General features: G+C 72.5%; 18 protein-coding genes. 10 read left to right on the top strand and 8 right to left on the bottom strand.

Going from position 1 to position 18133, the window contains the following annotated elements:
* The first annotated feature begins 10 nt into the window (after positions 1-10).
* Entirely contained in the window at positions 11-991 is a 981-nt protein-coding gene (locus AC6I72_RS22025; protein WP_498002854.1) for an aldose epimerase family protein, read from the top strand.
* Between the two features lie 387 nt (positions 992-1378).
* Here the strand turns inward: AC6I72_RS22025 and AC6I72_RS22020 are convergent, their stop codons facing one another.
* Together AC6I72_RS22020 and AC6I72_RS22015 are read right to left on the bottom strand one after the other, a co-directional pair.
* Positions 1379-1768, bottom strand: a complete 390-nt coding sequence (locus AC6I72_RS22020; RefSeq protein ID WP_498004771.1) for a RidA family protein — start codon at positions 1766-1768, stop codon at positions 1379-1381.
* A gap of 11 nt (positions 1769-1779) precedes the next feature.
* Positions 1780-2607 (bottom strand): NAD(P)-dependent oxidoreductase, encoded by an 828-nt coding sequence (locus AC6I72_RS22015; protein WP_498002853.1) that lies wholly within the window; start codon positions 2605-2607, stop codon positions 1780-1782.
* A 58-nt stretch (positions 2608-2665) separates the two neighbouring features.
* Between AC6I72_RS22015 and AC6I72_RS22010 the strand changes: the two genes are divergently transcribed.
* Positions 2666-3667, top strand: a complete 1002-nt coding sequence (locus tag AC6I72_RS22010) for a LysR family transcriptional regulator (RefSeq protein ID WP_498002851.1) — start codon at positions 2666-2668, stop codon at positions 3665-3667.
* Positions 3668-3773: 106 nt separating this feature from the next.
* Here AC6I72_RS22010 and AC6I72_RS22005 read toward each other — a convergent pair whose 3' ends face one another.
* The 3 genes from AC6I72_RS22005 to AC6I72_RS21995 all read right to left on the bottom strand — a co-directional run bounded on the left by AC6I72_RS22005 (position 3774) and on the right by AC6I72_RS21995 (position 6351).
* Complete coding sequence (locus tag AC6I72_RS22005; protein WP_498002850.1) at positions 3774-4643, bottom strand: EI24 domain-containing protein; 870 nt, start codon at positions 4641-4643, stop codon at positions 3774-3776.
* Positions 4644-4783: 140 nt separating this feature from the next.
* Positions 4784-5203, bottom strand: a complete 420-nt coding sequence (locus AC6I72_RS22000) for an organic hydroperoxide resistance protein (protein WP_498002848.1) — start codon at positions 5201-5203, stop codon at positions 4784-4786.
* A 125-nt stretch (positions 5204-5328) separates the two neighbouring features.
* The gene (locus AC6I72_RS21995; RefSeq protein WP_498002847.1) at positions 5329-6351 is read right to left on the bottom strand and encodes an NADP-dependent oxidoreductase; all 1023 of its coding nucleotides are present in this window, start codon (positions 6349-6351) and stop codon (positions 5329-5331) included.
* A gap of 120 nt (positions 6352-6471) precedes the next feature.
* Here AC6I72_RS21995 and AC6I72_RS21990 point away from each other — a divergent pair, with 120 nt between their 5' ends.
* The gene (locus AC6I72_RS21990; protein WP_498002846.1) at positions 6472-6915 is read left to right on the top strand and encodes a MarR family winged helix-turn-helix transcriptional regulator; all 444 of its coding nucleotides are present in this window, start codon (positions 6472-6474) and stop codon (positions 6913-6915) included.
* Between the two features lie 268 nt (positions 6916-7183).
* Here the strand turns inward: AC6I72_RS21990 and AC6I72_RS21985 are convergent, their stop codons facing one another.
* Positions 7184-8023 carry an SCO2400 family protein gene (locus AC6I72_RS21985; protein WP_498002844.1) on the bottom strand — a complete coding sequence of 280 codons (840 nt, stop codon included), beginning with the start codon at positions 8021-8023 and terminating at the stop codon, positions 7184-7186.
* 378 nt (positions 8024-8401) lie between these two features.
* On the opposite strand from AC6I72_RS21985, the gene AC6I72_RS21980 reads away from it, so the two are divergent.
* The 7 genes from AC6I72_RS21980 (at position 8402) to AC6I72_RS21950 (ending at position 17273) form a co-directional block, all read left to right on the top strand.
* A complete protein-coding gene (locus tag AC6I72_RS21980; protein ID WP_037854213.1) occupies positions 8402-9565 on the top strand; it encodes a mandelate racemase/muconate lactonizing enzyme family protein in 1164 nt (387 codons plus the stop codon).
* Entirely contained in the window at positions 9562-10575 is a 1014-nt protein-coding gene (locus AC6I72_RS21975; RefSeq protein WP_498002843.1) for a zinc-dependent alcohol dehydrogenase, read from the top strand. Before AC6I72_RS21980 ends, AC6I72_RS21975 begins: the two co-directional genes overlap by 4 nt.
* Before the next feature lie 256 nt (positions 10576-10831).
* Entirely contained in the window at positions 10832-11800 is a 969-nt protein-coding gene (locus AC6I72_RS21970) for a hypothetical protein (RefSeq protein ID WP_366724401.1), read from the top strand.
* A 283-nt stretch (positions 11801-12083) separates the two neighbouring features.
* A complete protein-coding gene (gene chvE, locus AC6I72_RS21965) occupies positions 12084-13196 on the top strand; it encodes a multiple monosaccharide ABC transporter substrate-binding protein (protein ID WP_037854221.1) in 1113 nt (370 codons plus the stop codon).
* Positions 13197-13237: 41 nt separating this feature from the next.
* Complete coding sequence (mmsA, locus tag AC6I72_RS21960) at positions 13238-14797, top strand: multiple monosaccharide ABC transporter ATP-binding protein (protein ID WP_498002841.1); 1560 nt, start codon at positions 13238-13240, stop codon at positions 14795-14797.
* Positions 14794-16035, top strand: coding sequence for a multiple monosaccharide ABC transporter permease (gene mmsB / locus AC6I72_RS21955; protein ID WP_498002840.1), 1242 nt, complete (start codon positions 14794-14796; stop codon positions 16033-16035). The genes mmsA and mmsB overlap by 4 nt, the downstream gene beginning before the upstream one ends.
* A gap of 71 nt (positions 16036-16106) precedes the next feature.
* A complete protein-coding gene (locus tag AC6I72_RS21950) occupies positions 16107-17273 on the top strand; it encodes an aldose epimerase family protein (RefSeq protein WP_498002839.1) in 1167 nt (388 codons plus the stop codon).
* Positions 17274-17327: 54 nt separating this feature from the next.
* Here the strand turns inward: AC6I72_RS21950 and AC6I72_RS21945 are convergent, their stop codons facing one another.
* Both AC6I72_RS21945 and AC6I72_RS21940 read right to left on the bottom strand, forming a co-directional pair.
* On the bottom strand, positions 17328-17495 hold the full coding sequence (locus AC6I72_RS21945) for a hypothetical protein (protein WP_498002838.1): 168 nt from the start codon (positions 17493-17495) through the stop codon (positions 17328-17330).
* An 87-nt stretch (positions 17496-17582) separates the two neighbouring features.
* The gene (locus AC6I72_RS21940; RefSeq protein WP_498002837.1) at positions 17583-18071 is read right to left on the bottom strand and encodes an ATP-binding protein; all 489 of its coding nucleotides are present in this window, start codon (positions 18069-18071) and stop codon (positions 17583-17585) included.
* Positions 18072-18133: the final 62 nt, after the last annotated feature.

Below are 18133 nucleotides of genomic sequence, written 5' to 3'. Positions count from 1 at the left end.
AGTTTCTCTCATGAACGAACTTTTCGGCACACTTTCCGACGGCACCCCGGTGCACCGCTGGACGCTGGAGCGGGCCGGAGTGCGGGTGCGCGTGCTGTCGTACGGCGGGATCGTGCAGTCGGCCGAGGTCCCGGACCGGGACGGGCGCACGGCGGACGTGGTGCTGGGCTTCGCCGGTCTGGACGGCTACCTCACCCATCCGGAGCCGTACCTCGGCGCTCTGGTCGGCCGGTACGCCAACCGGATCGCCGGCGGCCGCTTCGAGCTGGACGGGCGGCCGTGCACGGTCACGCCGAACGAGGGTGCCAACACGCTGCACGGCGGCGAGCGCGGGTTCGACAAGCGGGTGTGGGACGTGACGCCGGTCGAGCACGGCGTGCGGCTGTCCCGGGTCAGCCCGGACGGCGAGGAGGGCTTCCCCGGCCGTCTGGAGGTCACCGCGACCTACACGCTGGACGCCTCGGGCGCCCTGCACCTGCGCTACGAGGCGGTCACGGACGCGCCGACCGTGTTCAACCCGACCAACCACTCCTACTGGAACCTGGGCGGCGCCGGCTCCGGCGAGGCGGCCGGGCACGAACTGCGCCTGGCGGCCTCGCGTTACACCCCGGTCGACGCGCGGCTGATCCCCGAGGGCGCCGCGGCGGACGTGACGGGGACCCGTTTCGACTTCCGCCGGGCGCGCACCGCAGGCGCGGGCTACGACCACAACTTCGTCCTGGACAAGGGGGTCACCGAGCGGGCCGAGGAGGCCGCCGAGCTGTACGACCCGGCGTCCGGGCGGGTGCTGACGGTGGCGACGACCGAGCCGGGCCTCCAGCTCTACACCGCCGACCACCTGTCCGCAGGCCCCTTCGCGCCCGGCGCCGGGATCGCCCTGGAGACCCAGCACTTCCCCGACTCCCCCAACCGCCCCGACTTCCCGAGCACCGTACTGCGTCCGGGCGAGGTGTTCCGCTCGGAGACGGTGTACGGCTTCTCGGTGCGGTAGGCCGCCGGGCGCCCGTCCGGCGGGCAGAACACGCGGGCGGTCACGCCCTGTCGGGGCGCGTCACGCCGTCATCGGTCGCGTCACGCGGTCGTCGGGCGGTCTCGCCGCCGTGCGGCGGCCCGTCCCCGTGCGGCCGTCCGGTCGCCTGCGGCGGTCTCGCCGCGCATCCACTCGGCCTCTCCCCCGGACGTCCGCCTGAGCCTCCGTCGGCGGCCGTCCCGGGCCGGGAGTCCGCCCCATCCGGCCGGGACGCCACGAGCCCCGGTCCAGGGGTCAGGTCCCGGGCCGGGGCTGTACGTGGGGAGCTTGCCCCGGATCCGACCCTAATCGCCGCGGGAGCGCGACGGCCGGGCAGGAGGCGCCCGGCCGGAACCTCGTACGAACCCTTCACAAACGGCCGGGCACGGCGGCCACCACCTCCACCTCGATCTGCGCCCCGGGCCGGAACAACCGGGGCACCTCGACGGTCAGACTGGTGGGCGGGGTGCCGGTGAGGAACCGCTGCCGCACGGCGCCGTACTCCGCGAGCCGGCTGATGTCGGTGAGGAAGGTGCGCACGCCGATGACGTCCGCGAAGCTCGCGCCGTGCGCCTCCAGCAGCGCGGCGATGGCCCGGAAGACGCCCTCGCTCTGCTCGGCGAGCGTCTCGCCCTCGGCGATCTGGCCGGAGAGGAACAGCAGGGCGCTGCCGTCGGCGTGTTCGACCCTGGCGACCTGGGAGTAGTAGGGGCTGAGCGGCTGGGGGGCGTCGACGGGGTTGTCGAGGGTGGTCTGCACGGTGCTGCTCCTCACGCGGTGGTGGTGGTACGGATCCGGGCGGCGGCCCGGGAGAGGTCGGCGCCGGCGAGCCCCGGCTCCCCGGCCGCCTGCCGCAGGGCCGCCGAGACGGCCTGCACGGCGGGGAGCCGGGCGGCGGCCGTGGCGAGCGCGAGGTCCTTGACGGCCAGCGCGGTGGCGAAGTGGGCGTCCTCGGCGAAGGCGCGGGCGACCGCCCCGGCGAGCGGGCCGCCGGCCAGCGCGGTGCGGGCGGTCTCCCCGTCGACGCCGAGCGTGTCGGCCAGTCGCAGTGCCTCGGCGACGAGGACGACGCCGCTGATCACGGCGGTGTTGACGACCAGTTTGAGCGCGGCCCCGGTGCCGAGGGGGCCGGTGCGGGTGACGGTGCCGAGGCGGGCCAGGATGTGCTCCACCCCGGCCGTCGCGCCGCCCGCGAGGATGCCGAGGCTCCCGTCGGCGGCCCGGTCGGTGCTGCCGGTGACCGGCGCGTCCACGAGGACGGCCCGGCCGTCGAGGCGGGCGGCCAGCGCGCGTACGGCGTCCGGGCCCACGGTGGACATCTCCACCCAGCGCACGCCGCCGGGCAGGGCGGGCAGTACGGCGTCGGCGACCTCGGCGAGCGCGTCCGGGCCGGCCAGCATCGTGATGACCACGTCGGCGTCCCGGACGGCGTCGGCGGGGCGGGCCGCGTGGACGGCGCCCTCGGCGACCAGCGGGCCGGTCCTGGCCGCCGTGCGGTTCCAGACGGTCACCGGGTGCCCGGCGGCGAGGAGCCGGCGGGCCATGGGCGTGCCCATACGGCCGAGCCCCAGAAAGGCGATCTTCTCCCTGTGCTGCATGCCGTCGACGCTAAGGTCGGGCAAGTGATGCGACAAGCGAATCTCTGGCATGGCTGACATGCCGAACATGCATGGCGCGGACCCCGCCGGGTCCGGGCACGACGACGCCGTCCCCGACCTGTCCACCCTGTGGCTGCGGGTGTTCCTGGAGGTGGACCGGTGCGGGTCGTTCACCGTGGCGGCGCGGACGCTGGGCTGGACCCAGTCCGCGGTGTCCCGGCAGGTCTCCGCGCTCGAGGCGGCGCTCGGCGGCGCCCCGCTGTTCGACCGGCTGCCGCGCGGGGTGCGGCTCACCGAGGCGGGGCGGACGCTCGTCCCGTACGCGCGGGCCGTCGCCGAGTCGCTGCACGGTGCCGTGCGCGAACTGGCCGCGTTGCGGGAGGCGACGGGCGGGCGGCTGCGGTTCGGGGCGTTCGCCTCGGCCGACGCGGCGCTGGTGCCCTGGGCGCTGGGCGCCTTCCGGGCCCGCCGTCCGGGCGTACGGGTCTCCCGGGAGGAGGGCCTGACCGCCGGGCTGCTGGAACGGCTCACCGCCGGGCACCTCGACCTGGCGGTGGTCTCCACCACCGGGCGGGCCCCGCTGGAGGCGTACACGCTGCACCACCTGCTCGACGAGTCCCTGTACGTCGCCGTCCCGGCCGGGCATCCCCTGGCGGACCGTCCCGGACCCGTGCGGCTGCGTCAGCTCGCCGGCGCCGACTGGGTGTCGGGCAGCGCCCGCCCGGAGGGCACCTTGCTGGACGCGGCGCTGCGGGCGGGGTTCCGGCCGCGCATCGCCCACGTCGTGGCCGAGTGGACCGCCAAGCAGGGCTATGTGGCGGCCGGTCTGGGGGTCGCCCTGGTCCCCGCGCTCGCCGCCGCGTCCGTACGGCCGGACGTGACCCTGCTCCCGGTGCGCGACGAGGACGCGCCGGCTCGCGCGGTGTACGCGGCGACCGTGAGGGGGCGCTCGCCGTCACCGGCCGCGGCGGCGTTCATCGGCGTGCTGCGGGAGGCGGCTCAGGCGGTGGGTGCCACGGCCCGTCCGGCGGATCACGCCCCGGACGACCAGGCGCCGTGAGTGCCCCGCGGCCCGATCCGCCGGACGGGCCTCGGCCAGGAACCAGCGCTAAGACCGGGAAGGCCCACCGGCTCGCGACGCCCGGCGAACCTTCCGAACAACACGCCTAGGCCGGCCACGGGTGCCGGTTACGGGTGAGGGCCGGACCGCCGTCCGTCCCCCCTTCGCCCGCATCCGCGTCCGGGCGGTGGCCCCGCTGCCCGTCCCGCTCGCCGTCCGCTCCCTCGCCCGTCCCCTCGTCCAGGAGGTCGCGGGCGAGCAGGGTGGCGCCCGCGACCGCGCCCGGCATGAGGAACACGGCGACGAACGGCACCAGGAAGGCCAGGCCCAGCGGGGTTCCGAAGCCCCAGACCAGGGTCTTGCGGGAGCGCAGGAGGCGCAGGCGGGCGCGGAGGTCGACGTCGCGGCGCTGGAGGGCGACGGCGGCCAGTTCCTCGGTGAGGAAGAAGCCGGTGACGAAGAACCCGATCACCGGGACGACGGTCTGGCCGACGAAGGGCAGGAAGCCGAGCGCGAAGAGCAGGACGCCCCACAGGGCGGCGCGGACCAGGACGCGGAGGCTGTCGCGTCCCGAGATCCACAGTTTGCGCCAGAGCGGCAGGCCGGACTCGGGCGCGGTGCCGTCCGGGGAGACGTCCCGGTCGACCTGTTCGGAGAGGCTCTCGTAGAACGGCTGGCCGATCAGCAGGGTGACGGCGGTGAAGGTGACGACGGCCAGGAGCAGGCCGAGGGCGAACAGCACCGCCGTGAGGAAGCCGCGGAAGAGACCGGGCCAGGGGCTCGGCCAGCCGTCGGCGAAGGGGGTGGCCCAGCCGACGGCGTCCGTGCCCCACAGGGCGAGCGCGGTGAGCGCCGCGGCGTACAGGACGAGGGTGATCAGACCGGGGAGCAGGCCGAAACCGTACGACCTGCGGTGCCGGGCCATCCACCGCTGGCCCTTCAGGAGATAACCGAACCCCACCCCGAGATCACGCATGGGGTCACTGTAGCGAGGGGCGGCGGCCCGGCCCCGCCCGTGGGGTGCGACAACGGCCCGGCCCGGCGCCGACGCGCGACGGCGGCGGCCGCACCCCACGTCCAGAGGTGCGACCGCCGCCGTACGGGGCAACGACCGGTTCAGGCCAGCGTCACGGTGATGTTGCCGCGGGTGGCCTTGGAGTACGGGCACACCTGGTGCGCCTTCTCCACCAGGCTCTTCGCGGTGGCCGCGTCGACGTTGGGGAGGGCGGCCGAGATCTCCACGATGATCCCGAACCCGTCCTCGTTCTTGCCGATGCCGACCTTGGCGGTGACGGTCGAGCCGGAGATGTCGGCGCCCTCCTGGCGGGCGACCACGCCGAGGGCGCCCTGGAAGCAGGCGCTGTAGCCGGCGGCGAACAGCTGCTCGGGGTTGGTTCCGGTGCCGCTGCCGCCCATCTCCTTGGGCGGGTTCACGACGACGTCGATCTTGCCGTCGTCGGTGGCGACCCGGCCGTCGCGTCCGCCCTCGGCGGTGGCGACGGCGGTGTACAGGACGTCGGACTGCTGGATGGCCATAGCGTGCGTCTCCTCCTCGGTCCGCCGCGACTCGCGCCCACGGTCGCCAGCGGTTTCGGAAAGAAGTTACCGCATGACGGAAATCCAGGGAACGCCTGCCGGGCCGGACGGGACCGCGTCCCGGCTCAGAGCTTGACGATCATCTTTCCGGTGTTGTCGCCGCGCAGCACCCCGAGGAACGCCTCCAGCGTGTTCTCCACCCCTTCGACGACCGTCTCGCGGTACTTCAGCTCGCCCGAGCGCACCCAGGGTCCGACCTCGCGCACGAACTGCGGCTGGAGGTCGTAGTGGTCGCCCACCAGGAAGCCCTCGATCCGGCCGCGGGTCTGGATCAGGCGGGCCAGGTTCCTCGGGCCGGGGGCGGGCTCGGTGTTGTTGTAGACCGAGATGGCGCCGCAGATCGCGATCCGGCCGCCCCGGTTGAGGGAGCCGATGGCGGCCTCCAGGTGGTCGCCGCCGACGTTGTCGAAGTACACGTCGACGCCGTCGGGTGCGGCGGCGCGCAACTGCTCGGCGACCGGGCCGTCCTTGTAGTTGAAGGCGGCGTCGAAGCCGTACTCGTCGACGAGGAGCTTCACCTTCTCGTCGGACCCGGCCGAGCCGATGACCCGCGAGGCGCCCTTGAGCCGGGCGATCTGCCCGACCTGGCTGCCGACCGCTCCGGCCGCGCCCGAGACGAAGACGGCGTCGCCCTCCTTGAAGGAGGCGGTGCGCAGCAGGCCCGCGTAGGCGGTCAGGCCGGTCATGCCGAGCACACCCAGGTAGGTCGACAGCGGCGCGGCCTCCGGGTCGACCTTGACGGCCTGGGCGGCGTCCACGGCGGCGTACTCGCGCCAGCCGCCGAAGTGCAGGACGTGGTCGCCGACCGCGACGCCCGCGGCGCGGGAGGCGACGACCTGTCCGACGGCCCCGCCCTGCATGGGCTCGTTCAGCTCGTAGGGCGCCACGTACGACTTGGCGGCACTCATCCGGCCGCGCATGTACGGGTCCACGGAGAGGTACTCGTTCCGTACGAGGACCTGGCCCTCGCCCGGCTGCGGCAGCCCGGCCTCCACCAGGGCGAAGTCCTCGGGCTTGGGCCAGCCGACCGGACGGCTGAGCAGGTGCCACTCACGGCTGACGGCGGGAAGTGTGGGGGTGTCGGACACGGGGTGCGCCTCTCCTCGGTGCGGCTCGGCCCGTCCGGACGGAGCCGAATATTTCAGTACCTGAAACAACCATGCTCCTGGATATTTCAGGTTGTCAAGTAAGCGGGTACCCTGGTCGCCATGGCCACCACTGACCCGCACCCCCGCCGCCCCGACGCCCTGGCCCTGGAGGTCGTCGAGCTGATCGGTGACGTCGTGGCCCGGTTCTACGCGGACTACGAGGAGGCCGCGGGCGAGCACGCGCTGACCGGCCCGCAGGCACGGCTGCTGAGCCTGCTGTCCGTGGAACCGCTGCCCATGCGCAAACTCGCGCAGAAGCTGAAGTGCGAGCCGTCGAACGTGACGGGCATCGTGGACCGCCTGGAGGCGCGGGGGCTCGCGGAGCGGCGGCCCGATCCGGCCGACCGCCGGGTGAAGCTGGCGGCGGCGACGGAGGAGGGGCGCCGGGTGGCGCGCGACCTGCGCGAGGGGCTGCGTTTCGCGCGGGAGCCGCTGGCGGGACTGAGCGACGAGGAGCGGCGCGTGCTGCGGGACCTGCTCAGACGCATGGTGGCGGGCACCTGACCCAAGGGGTCGCCCGGGCGCAGGGCCGGCCGGCGTGGGACCGGCGGGCGCGGGGATCAGTGAGCGCAGGCCGGCGGGCGCGGGGGAACCAGTGAGCGCAGGGGGCGTCGGGCGCAGGAGGTCCAGCGGGACGAACGGGTCGAGCGGGGTCCACGGGGTCCAGCGGCGGCTTTCGGCCTCGTCCGCCTCGTCGGCCTCCGGCCGCGGCCGGGTGACGCGCGGCTGAGGCCGGGTGCCGCGCGCCGCCCGGCCGCGGCTCCTTACACAGCTACGTGCACCACCACAGGAAGCGGTTGCACGTGTGCGTCGGGGTGGGGGTCGGGGGCGGGGCCGGGGGTGAGGAGGCCGGCGCGGCCGGGGACTGGGGTGCCTGCGGGGCCTGCGAGGACGGCGCGCTGCCCCCCGCGGGGCCGCCCGCGCCGGTCACCGCGCCCGCCGAGGCCGGAGCCGACCGCCCCGGGCCGGCCGAACCGCCGGCGCCCGGCCCGGGCGTGCGGTCCGTCGCGGAGGCGGACGGCGACGCCTGGCGCGAGGCCGACGCCGAGGGCTGGTCCGCGCTCGCACTCGCGGTGCGCCCGGGCGCGTCGGCGAGCGGCCGTGCCGCCCCCGTCGCGCCCGCCGCCGCCTCCGGGCTCGCGCCGCCGTCGGCCGCCGCGTCGCCCGCCGTTTCGGGGCCCGGGCCGGAAAGGCCCGGCAGACCGGGCGCGTCGGAGCCCAGTTCGGCGAGGCTCAGCCCGCCCGCCGCCAGCACGAACCCGGCGGTGATCAGCAGGGCCTTGCGGCGCCGCCTGCGGTGGGCCGCCGCCTTGCGGTCGCGGCGGCTCGCACCGCCGCCGGCCGCCCGTCGCGCCGCCCTGCCGGTGGTCTCCTCGACGGGTGCGCCGCGTCCCTCTTCCCGCGCCCTGCGGCGCGCCGCCCGCCCCGGCGCCGGATCGCGGCCGGTGTCGGCGGTCTCGTGCTCCGGCTGCTGCGCCGCCGCGAACTCTGCTTCCGCCAGCGGGCGTTCGGGCTCCTCCGCGTCCGCCGGGAGGGACTCGGCGGGGGTGCCGCACCCCGGGCAGGCGAGAGCGCCGTTGAGATGCCGTCGGCACGGGTGGCAGTAGTTCATGACGCGGGAAGACTAAGTTCCGGGCGGCCGCCGTTCCTAGGGGCATCTGTGAAGGTTCCGTGGGGGAACGCGAGAACTCCCGAAAGGCTTGCCGAAACCGTTACCTGCCCGCCCCATTGACACTCCCCCTGGCGCTTCCTTACTGTCACGCCAGCATTTCGAACGCGTGACGAAATCTCGAACGGGCGGTTTCGGACCCGGACCTTTCGGACCCGGACCGTTTCCGGCCGGCCCCGCGCCGGTCCGGACCAGGCCGTGCCGGACCGGACCGGAAGCGGGACGAGGCCGTGCCGGACGGGACCGGACCGGCCGGTCACCTTGCAACAGTCATCTCGAACAGCCAGTACAGCAATCGCGAACAGCTGAGGGGCAACTGCCGTGCGTATCACCGGAATCAGCACACACGTGGTCGGGACGCCGTGGCGCAACCTGACCTACGTCCAGGTGCACACCGACGAAGGGATCACGGGGGTCGGCGAGACCCGGATGCTGGGCCACACCGACGCGCTGATCGGCTACCTGCGGGAGGCCGAGGCCAACCACATCCTCGGGTCGGACCCGTTCGCCGCCGAGGACCTGGTGCGCCGCATGAAGTACGGCGACTACGGCCGCGCGGGCGAGATCGTCATGTCCGGCATCGCGGTCGTGGAGATGGCCTGCTGGGACATCAAGGGCAAGGCCCTCGGTGTCCCGGTGTGGCAGCTGCTGGGCGGCAAGGTCACCGACAAGGTCAAGGCGTACGCGAACGGCTGGTACACGACCGAGCGCACCCCGGAGGCGTACCACAAGGCCGCGCAGGGGGTCATGGAGCGCGGCTACCGGGCGCTGAAGATCGACCCGTTCGGCACCGGGCACTTCGAACTGGACCACGAGCAGACCCTCTACGCCGTCTCGCTGATCGAGGCCGTGCGCGACGCCATCGGCCCGGACGCCGAGCTGATGCTGGAGATGCACGGCCGCTTCTCCCCCGCCACCGCCGTGCGGCTGGCCAAGGAGATGGCGCCCTTCAAGCCGGCCTGGCTGGAGGAGCCGGTGCCGCCGGAGAACCTGAAGGCACTGGAGAAGGTCGCCGCGAAGGTGGACCTCCCGGTCGCCACGGGTGAGCGCATCCACGACCGGATCGAGTTCCGCGAGCTGTTCGAGAGCCAGGCCGTCGACATCATCCAGCCGGACGTCGGCCACATCGGCGGCATCTGGGAGACCCGCAAGCTGGCGGCCACCGCCGAGACGCACTACATGCTGGTCGCCCCGCACAACGTCGGCGGGTCCGTGCTGACCGCCGCCTCCCTCCAGGTCGGCTTCACCTCCCCCAACTTCAAGATCCTCGAGCACTTCAACGACTTCGCGGACGCGGAGATCAAGAAGGTCGTCAAGGGCGCCCCGCAGGTCGACCCGGAGGACGGCTGCTTCCACCTCTCCCAGGCGCCCGGCCTCGGCGTGGAGCTGGACGTCGACGCGGCGGCCGAGTTCCCGCAGCAGCAGGCCCGGTTCGACCTGTGGGCCGAGGGCTGGGAGACCCGCAAGCCCAAGGGCACGAAGTGAGCGCCGCGACCGCCGTCGTCGTCGACGCACCCGGTGAGCACCGGCTCGTGCCGCACACGCCGCGCGAGCCGGGGCCGGGCGAGGCGCTGGTCGCCGTGCACGCGGTCGGCGTCTGCGGCAGCGACCGCGAGGTGTACCAGGGCAACCGGCCCGAGGGGTACGTCCGTTACCCGCTGACGCCCGGTCACGAGTGGTCCGGCACGGTGCGCGCGGTGGGCGCGGGCGTGCCCTCCTCCCTCACCGGCCGCAAGGTCGTCGGGGAGGGGTTCCGCAACTGCCAGGTCTGCGACCGCTGCCACGCCGGTCAGACCACCCTGTGCACCGCCGGGTACGAGGAGACCGGCTTCACCCGGCCGGGCGCGATGGCGGGCACGCTCACGCTGCCGGCCCGGCTGCTGCACATCCTGCCCGACGACGCCGACCTCACCGCCGCCGCCCTGCTGGAGCCCGCCGCGTGCGTCGCCGCCGCCGTGCTCAAGGCCGGTGCCCGGCCGGGCGAGCGGGTCGCGGTGGTCGGCACCGGCACGCTCGGCATGTTCGCCGTGCAGTTCCTGAAGGCGCTCTCGCCGGCCGGCCTGCTGGTGGTGGGCACCCGCGGTGACCGGGAGGCTCTGTCGCGGCGGTTCGGGGCGACGGACTTCCGCACCAAGGACGATCCCGCGCTCCCGGGCGGCTTCGACGTGGTCGTCGAGACCGCCGGGTCCGCGGACGCGGCCCGCACCGCCGCCGCGCTGCTGCGGCGCGGCGGGCGGCTGGTCCTGACGGGCATCCCGGCACCCGGCGCCGACGGGCTCGACCCGACCGACCTGGTGGTCCGGCAACTGGAGGTGCAGACCGTCTTCGGAGCGCCGCCGGAGGCCTGGGCGCACACCGTCCGGGTGTTCGCGGCCGGTCTGCTCGACCCCCTGCCGCTGGTCACCCACGAACTCCCGCTCACCGACTTCGCGCACGCCGTCGAGCTGGCCGGGTCCGGTGATCCGGAGGTCGGCAAGATCCTGCTCCGCCCGTGACCGCACGCCGGTCCGGTCCACCCGTGACCACGCACCGTCCCGCGGCCCGCGCCCGTGCACCGGTACGCCCGGGTCCCGCGCGGTCCGCCCGTGACCGTACGCCGGTCGGCTCCGCACCGGACGCCGGCCGCGGGACTGCCTGACGGCCCCGCGGCCGGTGCACCGCCCGGCGCCACCCCTCCGACGCTTCCACGCCATGAGCCACGAACCCTGTCCGGGACACCGGACACGGCTCGCTCGACCCGAAGGACAGCTTGTGACCGACGCTCCCGACACGGCAGCCCGCAGGCCCGGTGAGCCGGCGCTCACCGCGCTCGGCCTCGCCGCCCCCGCCCCCGATCCCGCCGACGCCTCCCCGCACACCTTCCCCGGCGGGGGCCGCTGGCGCACCGAGATCCCCTCGTGCGAGGGCCCCGAGGCGCTGGCGGCGGTCCTGAAGGAGTCCTCCCGGCTCGACGTGCCGATCCACCGGATCAGCCAGGGCAGCGGCGTGTGGATGCTGACCGACGCCGAGATCACCGAGATGGTCGAGGCGACCGCCGAACGCGGCATCGAGCTGTGCCTGTTCACCGGGCCGCGCGGCACCTGGGACACCGGCGCCTCGGTGCGCACCGACTCGCGCGGGGCGGGGCTGCGCGCCCGCGGCCACGACGCGGTCGCCGGATGCGTCGAGGACGCGGTGCGGGCGACGGAGCTGGGCGTCAAGTGCCTGCTCGTCGCCGACGAGGGCGTGCTGTGGACGCTGCACCGGGCGCGGCTGGCCGGCATCGTCCCGGCCGACACCACCCTGAAGGTGTCCGCGCTGATCGGTCCGGTCAACCCGGCCTCGTACGCCGTCTACGAGCATCTGGGCGCCGACTCCGTCAACGTGCCCAGCGACCTGACGCTCGCTCACCTCACCGAGATCCGGCGGGTGTCGGCCGCGCCGATGGACATGTACATCGAGGCGCCGGACGACCTCGGGGGCTATGTGCGGATGTACGAGGTGGCGGAGCTGATCCGGCGCGGTGCGCCGCTGTACCTGAAGTTCGGGCTGTCGAAGGCGCCGGGGATCTACCCGTACGGGCACCAGCTGCGCGAAGTGACCCTGGCGACCGCGCGGGAGCGGGTGCGGCGCGGCAGGCTGGCGCTGGACCTGCTGGAGCGGCACGGAGCGGGCGGTGACATGGCTCCGCTGGGCTCCCGGCTGCCGGGCGCGCTGACCCGCTTCGACACACCGGCATAACGTTCCGGAAACTGAGCTTCACAGAAGCCCACACAGCCGCGCACAATCCCACACATCTGTTTCCGGTCCCCCGGCGGACCGTTCGCCGCACCACTGCCCGGCACGACCCACCAGGCACCACGGCACCACCGGACCGACGCACCACCGGATCCACCGGCACCACCGGCACGACGGCACCACCCGCACCGCCTCCGGGACCACGGCACCACCCCGGCGTCGCCGCACCGTCCGCACCGCCCCGCACCGCCGGACCTACCCCGCACCCACATCGAGGATGATGACCATGCGCAACCGCAGAGCCGCACTCGCCGCGACCGCCACCGCCGCCACCCTCGCCCTGGCCCTGTCCGCCTGCGGGCAGAACAGCGAGGGCGGCAGCAAGGAGGACAAGAGCAGCAGCAAGGGCGGCACGATCGGCATCGCGATGCCGACCAAGTCCTCCGAGCGGTGGATCTCCGACGGCAAGAACGTCGTCAAGGACCTGGAGGCCAAGGGCTACAAGACCAAGCTGGTCTACGGCGAGGACGACCCGGACACCCAGGTCTCGCAGATCGAGAACCTGATCACCCAGGGCGTCAAGGGCCTGATCATCGCGGCCATCGACAACAAGTCGCTGAACAACGTGCTCCAGCAGGCCGCCGACGCCAAGATCCCGGTGATCTCCTACGACCGGCTGATCCTCGGCACGAAGAACGTCGACTACTACGCCTCCTTCGACAACGAGAAGGTCGGCCGGCTCCAGGGCACGTACATCGTGCACCGGCTCGGCCTGGACAGCGGCAAGACGGGGCCGTTCAACATCGAGCTGTTCGCCGGCTCCAACGACGACAACAACACCCGCTACTTCTTCAACGGCGCGATGAGCGTGCTCAAGCCGTACATGGACAAGAAGCAGCTGGTGGTCAGGTCCGGCCAGACGCAGCTCAACAAGGTGACCACCCTGCGCTGGGACGGCGCCACCGCCCAGCGGCGCATGGACGACATCCTCACCTCCTCGTACAAGAGCGAGAAGGTCGACGCGATCCTGTCGCCGTACGACGGCATCTCCATCGGTGTGCTGTCCGCGCTGAAGTCGGACGGCTACGGGTCCGGCAGCAAGCCGCTGCCCGTCATCACCGGGCAGGACGCCGAGCTGGCCTCCGTGAAGTCGATCATCGCGGGGCAGCAGACGCAGACCGTCTACAAGGACCTCCGCAAGCTCGCCGACGTCGCATCGACCATGGTCGACGACCTCATCAACGGCAAGAAGCCGCAGGTCAACGACACCAAGTCGTACGACAACGGCACCAAGGTCGTGCCCGCCTACCTGCTCCAGCCGGTGAGCGTGGACAAGAGCAACTACGAGGACGTCCTGGTCAAGGGCGGCTACTACACCGACGCCCAGCTGGGCAAGTAACCCGCCGCACCCACCGAACCGACCGACTGGAAGGCACGACCATGGCGGGACCCGTCCTGGAAATGCGCTCGATCGTCAAGACCTTTCCCGGTGTCAAAGCGCTGTCGGACGTCACCCTGACCGTCCGTCAGGGCGAGGTCCACGCCATCTGCGGGGAGAACGGCGCCGGCAAGTCGACCCTGATGAAGGTGCTCTCCGGCGTCCATCCGCACGGCAGTTACGAGGGCGAGATCCTCTTCGAGGGGGAGGTCTGCGGGTTCCGGGACATCCGGGCCAGCGAGCAGCACGGCATCGTCATCATCCACCAGGAGCTGGCGCTGGTGCCGTACCTGTCCATCGCGGAGAACATCTTCCTCGGCAACGAGCACGCCAAGCGCGGGTTCATCGACTGGAACGGCACGCTGCAGCACGCCACCGAACTGCTGCGCCGGGTCGGCCTCGCCGAGCACCCGGAGACCCGCGTCTCCGACATCGGCGTGGGCAAGCAGCAGCTGGTGGAGATCGCCAAGGCGCTGTCGAAGTCCGTGAAGCTGCTCATCCTGGACGAGCCGACGGCCGCCCTCAACGACGAGGACAGCGACAAACTCCTCGACCTGATCCTGGAGTTGAAGAACCAGGGCATCACCTCGATCATCATCTCCCACAAGCTCAACGAGATCCGCAAGGTCGCCGACTCGGTGACGATCCTGCGCGACGGCCGCACCATCGAGACCCTCGACGTGAAGGCGGCCACCACCACCGAGGAGCGGATCATCTCGGGCATGGTCGGCCGCGACCTCGACAACCGCTTCCCCGAGCGCACCCCGCACCGGCCCGAGGAGGGGGCGGCGCCGGCGCTGGAGATCCGCAACTGGACCGTGTTCCACCCGATCGACCAGCAGCGCAAGGTGGTCGACGACGTGTCGATCCAGGTGCGGCGCGGGGAGATCGTCGGCATCGCGGGCCTGATGGGCGCGGGCCGCACCGAGCTGGCCATGAACGTCTTCGGCCGCTCCTACGGACGCTACGCGGGCGGCACGGTCCTCAAGGACGGCACCGAGATCCGTACGAAGACCGTCCCGGAGGCGGTCGCGCACGGCATCGCGTACGTCACCGAGGACCGCAAGCACTACGGCCTGAACCTCATCGACACCATCAACCGCAACATCTCGCTGACCGCCCTGCGCAAGGTCGCCAGGCGGGGTGTGGTGGACGAGCACGAGGAACGCCAGGTGTCCGAGGGCTTCCGCACGTCCATGAACATCAAGGCGCCCACCGTGTTCGAGCCGGTGGGCAAGCTGTCCGGCGGCAACCAGCAGAAGGTCGTCCTCAGCAAGTGGATCTTCTCGGGTCCCGACGTGCTGATCCTGGACGAGCCCACGCGGGGCATCGACGTGGGCGCCAAGTACGAGATCTACACGGTCATCGACCAACTGGCCGCCCAGGGCAAGGCGGTCGTCTTCATCTCCTCCGAGCTGCCGGAGCTGCTCGGCATGTGCGACCGCATCTACACCATGTCCGCCGGCCGGCTGACCGGCGAGGTGCCGCGGGCCGAAGCCACCCAGGAAGTGCTGATGCGTCGGATGACGAAGGACACCCAGGACAAAGAGGTAACGCGATGAGCACGGATGTGACCGCCAAGAGCCCGGCCCCGGCGCCGCCGGGCGGCAGCGGAGCGGCCGGCGGCGGCCTGCTCCAGATGATGCTGAACGGACTGCGCCGCAACATGCGCCAGTACGGCATGCTGATCGCGCTCGGTCTGATCGTCATCCTCTTCGAGGCATGGACCGGCGGCGACCTGCTGCTGCCGCGCAACGTCTCGAACCTGGTCCTGCAGAACAGCTACATCCTGATCCTCGCGATCGGCATGATGCTGGTGATCATCGCGGGGCACATCGACCTGTCGGTGGGCTCGCTCACCGCGTTCGTCGGCGCCTTCGCGGCCGTGCTGACGGTGGAGCACCATCTGGCCTGGCCTCTCGCACTGGTGCTGTGCCTGGTGGTGGGCGCGGTCGCGGGTTCCGTCCAGGGATTCCTGATCGCCTACTTCGGCATACCGTCGTTCATCGTGACGCTCGCCGGGATGCTGATCTTCCGGGGGCTGACGGAGATCCTCCTCGCGGGGCAGACCCTCGGTCCCTTCCCCAACGGCCTGCAGAAGATGGGCAACGGCTTCCTGCCCGAGGTCGGCCCGAACACGAACTACCACAACATCACCCTGCTGCTGGGCCTCGTCCTGATCCTCTTCACGGTCGGGCAGGAGGTCCGTGACCGCCGGCGCCAGCAGGAGTTCGCCCTCGACGTGCCGCCGTTCAAGCTCTTCCTGCTCAAGCTGACCGCCATGGTCGCCGCGATCCTCGTCGTCACGATGCTGCTGGCCAGCTACAAGGGCGCGCCGATCGTGCTGCTCGTCCTCGGTGTGCTGGTGGTCGGCTACGGCTACGTGATGCGCAACGCGGTCTTCGGCCGCCACATCTACGCGATCGGCGGCAACCTGCCGGCGGCGAAGCTGTCCGGCGTGAAGGACAAGAAGGTCACCTTCTACGTCTTCCTGAACATGGGCGTGCTCGCGGCCCTGGCCGGTCTGGTGGTCGCGGCCCGGCTGAACGCGGCGTCCCCGAAGGCGGGCCTGAACTTCGAACTGGAGGCCATCGCCTCCTCGTTCATCGGCGGCGCGTCCATGAGCGGCGGTGTCGGCACCGTCCTCGGCGCGATCATCGGCGGTCTCGTCCTCGGCGTGCTGAACAACGGCATGAACCTCCTCAGCGTCGGCACCGACTGGCAGCAGGTCATCAAGGGCCTCGCCCTGCTGGCCGCGGTCGGGTTCGACGTGTGGAACAAGCGCAAGTCCGGTTCGTAGCTCAGCCGGGCCCCGCCGGACCTCCTCCGGCGGGGCCCTTTCCTTTCGACGTCCTTCCACGGGAGCCGTACATGGAACTGAACAGACGCACGGTCATCGCCGGAGCCGCGGCGGCGGGCGTCGCCGCGAGCACGCTGGGCGGCACCGCCCACGCCGCCGGGCAGGAGTCCTCCTCCGGGGCCCGGAAACCGGTCAGGGAGCTCTTCGGCACCCTCGCCGACGGCACGAAGGTTTACCGCTGGTCGTTGGCGAACGGCGGCACCCGGCTGAAGGTCCTCTCCTACGGCGGCATCGTCCAGTCGCTGGAGATCCCCGACCGCCACGGCCGCTACGCCAACGTCTCCCTCGGCTACGACGACCTGGACGCCTACGTCGCCGGCACCACGTTCTTCGGTGCCACCATCGGCCGCTACGGCAACCGCATCGCCAAGGGCCGCTTCACCCTGGACGGCAAGGACTACCAGCTGTCCGTCAACGACGGCGAGAACAGCCTGCACGGCGGTGCGCAGGGCTTCAACACGAAGGTGTGGGACGTCGAGCCCTTCACCTCGGGCACCGACGTCGGGCTGCGCCTGCGCTACGTCAGCCCGGACGGCGAGATGGGCTACCCGGGCACGCTGCGCACGAAGGTGACGTACACCCTCACCCGGCACGGGGACTGGCGCATCGACTACGAGGCGGTCACCGACCGGCCGACCGTCGTCAACCTCACCAACCACACGTACTACAACCTGGCGGGCGAGGGCAGCGGCAGCATCTACGGCCACGAGCTGTGGCTGGCCGCCGGGCGCTACACCCCGACCGACGCGGGACTGATCCCCACCGGCGAACTGGCCCGGGTCAAGGGCACCCCCTTCGACTTCACCCGCCCCAAGCAGATCGGCCGGGACATCCGCACCGGCCACCCGCAACTGGTCACCGCCAAGGGCTTCGACCACAACTTCGTCCTCGACAAGGGCGTCACCGCGCGCCCGGTCCACGTGGTGACCCTGCGCGACACGGACTCCGGCCGCACCCTGCGCATCTCCACGGACCAGCCCGGCGTGCAGTTCTACTCGGGCAACTTCCTCGACGGCACCCTGGTCGGCCCCTCCGGCCACACCTACCGCCAGGGCGACGGCCTGGCCCTGGAGACCCAGCACTTCCCGGACTCCCCGAACCAGCCGGCCTTCCCGTCGACGGTCCTGCGCCCGGGCCGGACCTACCGGACGACCACGGTCCACTCCTTCGACGCGTGAATTCGGGTCTGCCGCCAGTGAATTGAGGCACCGGCAGTCGGCCGAGGTGCCCCCTCAGTCCCCCCGCACGTCCACGGCGTAGCCGTCACCGCAGCCCTCGAAGATGCTCGGGGTGCCGTGCGTGACGACCAGGGCGTAGGAATCCGGGACGAGGGGGCAGTCGACTTCGTGCCACTGCACGGCCAGGACGGTCCACACGACCGCCAGGACCAGTCCAATCACGCCTCCGACGCTGTACCGCCGCTCCGTCACAAGGGCCCCTCCCCCTCCGGCCCGGACCCGGGCACCACCCCATGCTGGGGCCGCCGCTCACCCCGGCGCAAGAAGCCCGCGAGCCCGGCGCCGGCCCGGTGGCAGGTCGACCTCCGCGCGGACGGTCTTGCCCGGGGGCGGCACCCGGTCCACCACCTCCCACCGGTCGGCGTACGCCTCGACCAGCACCAGCCCGCGCCCGCTCTCCGCGAGGCCGTCCGGTTGCGGTACGTGGCCCGGGCCGGGCGGCAGCGGCGGGCCCACCCGGGTGTCGCTCACCTCGATCCGCACGCTCCCGGTGACGAGTGAGAGCCGCAGCTCGAAGTCACGGCCCGGGACCCGGCCGTGCGTCACGGCGTTCGCGGCCAGTTCCGCCACGATCGCGGCCACCGCCTCCGCCGGCGCCGACCCGTACGGGATATCCCAGGCGTCGAGTTGGTTCAGGGCGAGGTGACGGGCGAGGCGCGCGCCGCGCGGCGTGGCACTGAGCCGCTGCGCGAACGTACGTACGGTGACGGAGGTCCGGGGAGTGGATGGTGCGGTCATGGCTTCAATCTGCGGCCTGGATCCACCCCTTCACCAGCCCTGAGCCGCGTACGCTGCGCCTG

It is taken from the genome of Streptomyces sp. Xyl84, assembly GCF_059731885.1.
Note: the sequence above shows the minus strand (reverse complement) of the source record. Positions and strands in the feature narration are given on the sequence as shown.

Excerpts from the sequence above, each read along its gene's own strand:
- chvE (WP_037854221.1), top strand. The coding sequence starts at position 12,084 with ATGCGCAACCGCAGAGCCGCACTCGCCGCGACCGCCACCGCCGCCACC.
- AC6I72_RS21950 (WP_498002839.1), top strand. The coding sequence starts at position 16,107 with ATGGAACTGAACAGACGCACGGTCATCGCCGGAGCCGCGGCGGCGGGC.
- AC6I72_RS22000 (WP_498002848.1), bottom strand. The coding sequence starts at position 5,203 with ATGGCCATCCAGCAGTCCGACGTCCTGTACACCGCCGTCGCCACCGCC.
- mmsB (WP_498002840.1), top strand. The coding sequence starts at position 14,794 with ATGAGCACGGATGTGACCGCCAAGAGCCCGGCCCCGGCGCCGCCGGGC.
- AC6I72_RS22010 (WP_498002851.1), top strand. The coding sequence starts at position 2,666 with ATGCCGAACATGCATGGCGCGGACCCCGCCGGGTCCGGGCACGACGAC.
- AC6I72_RS21990 (WP_498002846.1), top strand. The coding sequence starts at position 6,472 with ATGGCCACCACTGACCCGCACCCCCGCCGCCCCGACGCCCTGGCCCTG.
- AC6I72_RS22005 (WP_498002850.1), bottom strand. The coding sequence starts at position 4,643 with ATGCGTGATCTCGGGGTGGGGTTCGGTTATCTCCTGAAGGGCCAGCGG.
- AC6I72_RS22015 (WP_498002853.1), bottom strand. The coding sequence starts at position 2,607 with ATGCAGCACAGGGAGAAGATCGCCTTTCTGGGGCTCGGCCGTATGGGC.
- AC6I72_RS21940 (WP_498002837.1), bottom strand. The coding sequence starts at position 18,071 with ATGACCGCACCATCCACTCCCCGGACCTCCGTCACCGTACGTACGTTC.
- mmsA (WP_498002841.1), top strand. The coding sequence starts at position 13,238 with ATGGCGGGACCCGTCCTGGAAATGCGCTCGATCGTCAAGACCTTTCCC.
- AC6I72_RS21985 (WP_498002844.1), bottom strand. The coding sequence starts at position 8,023 with ATGAACTACTGCCACCCGTGCCGACGGCATCTCAACGGCGCTCTCGCC.
- AC6I72_RS22025 (WP_498002854.1), top strand. The coding sequence starts at position 11 with ATGAACGAACTTTTCGGCACACTTTCCGACGGCACCCCGGTGCACCGC.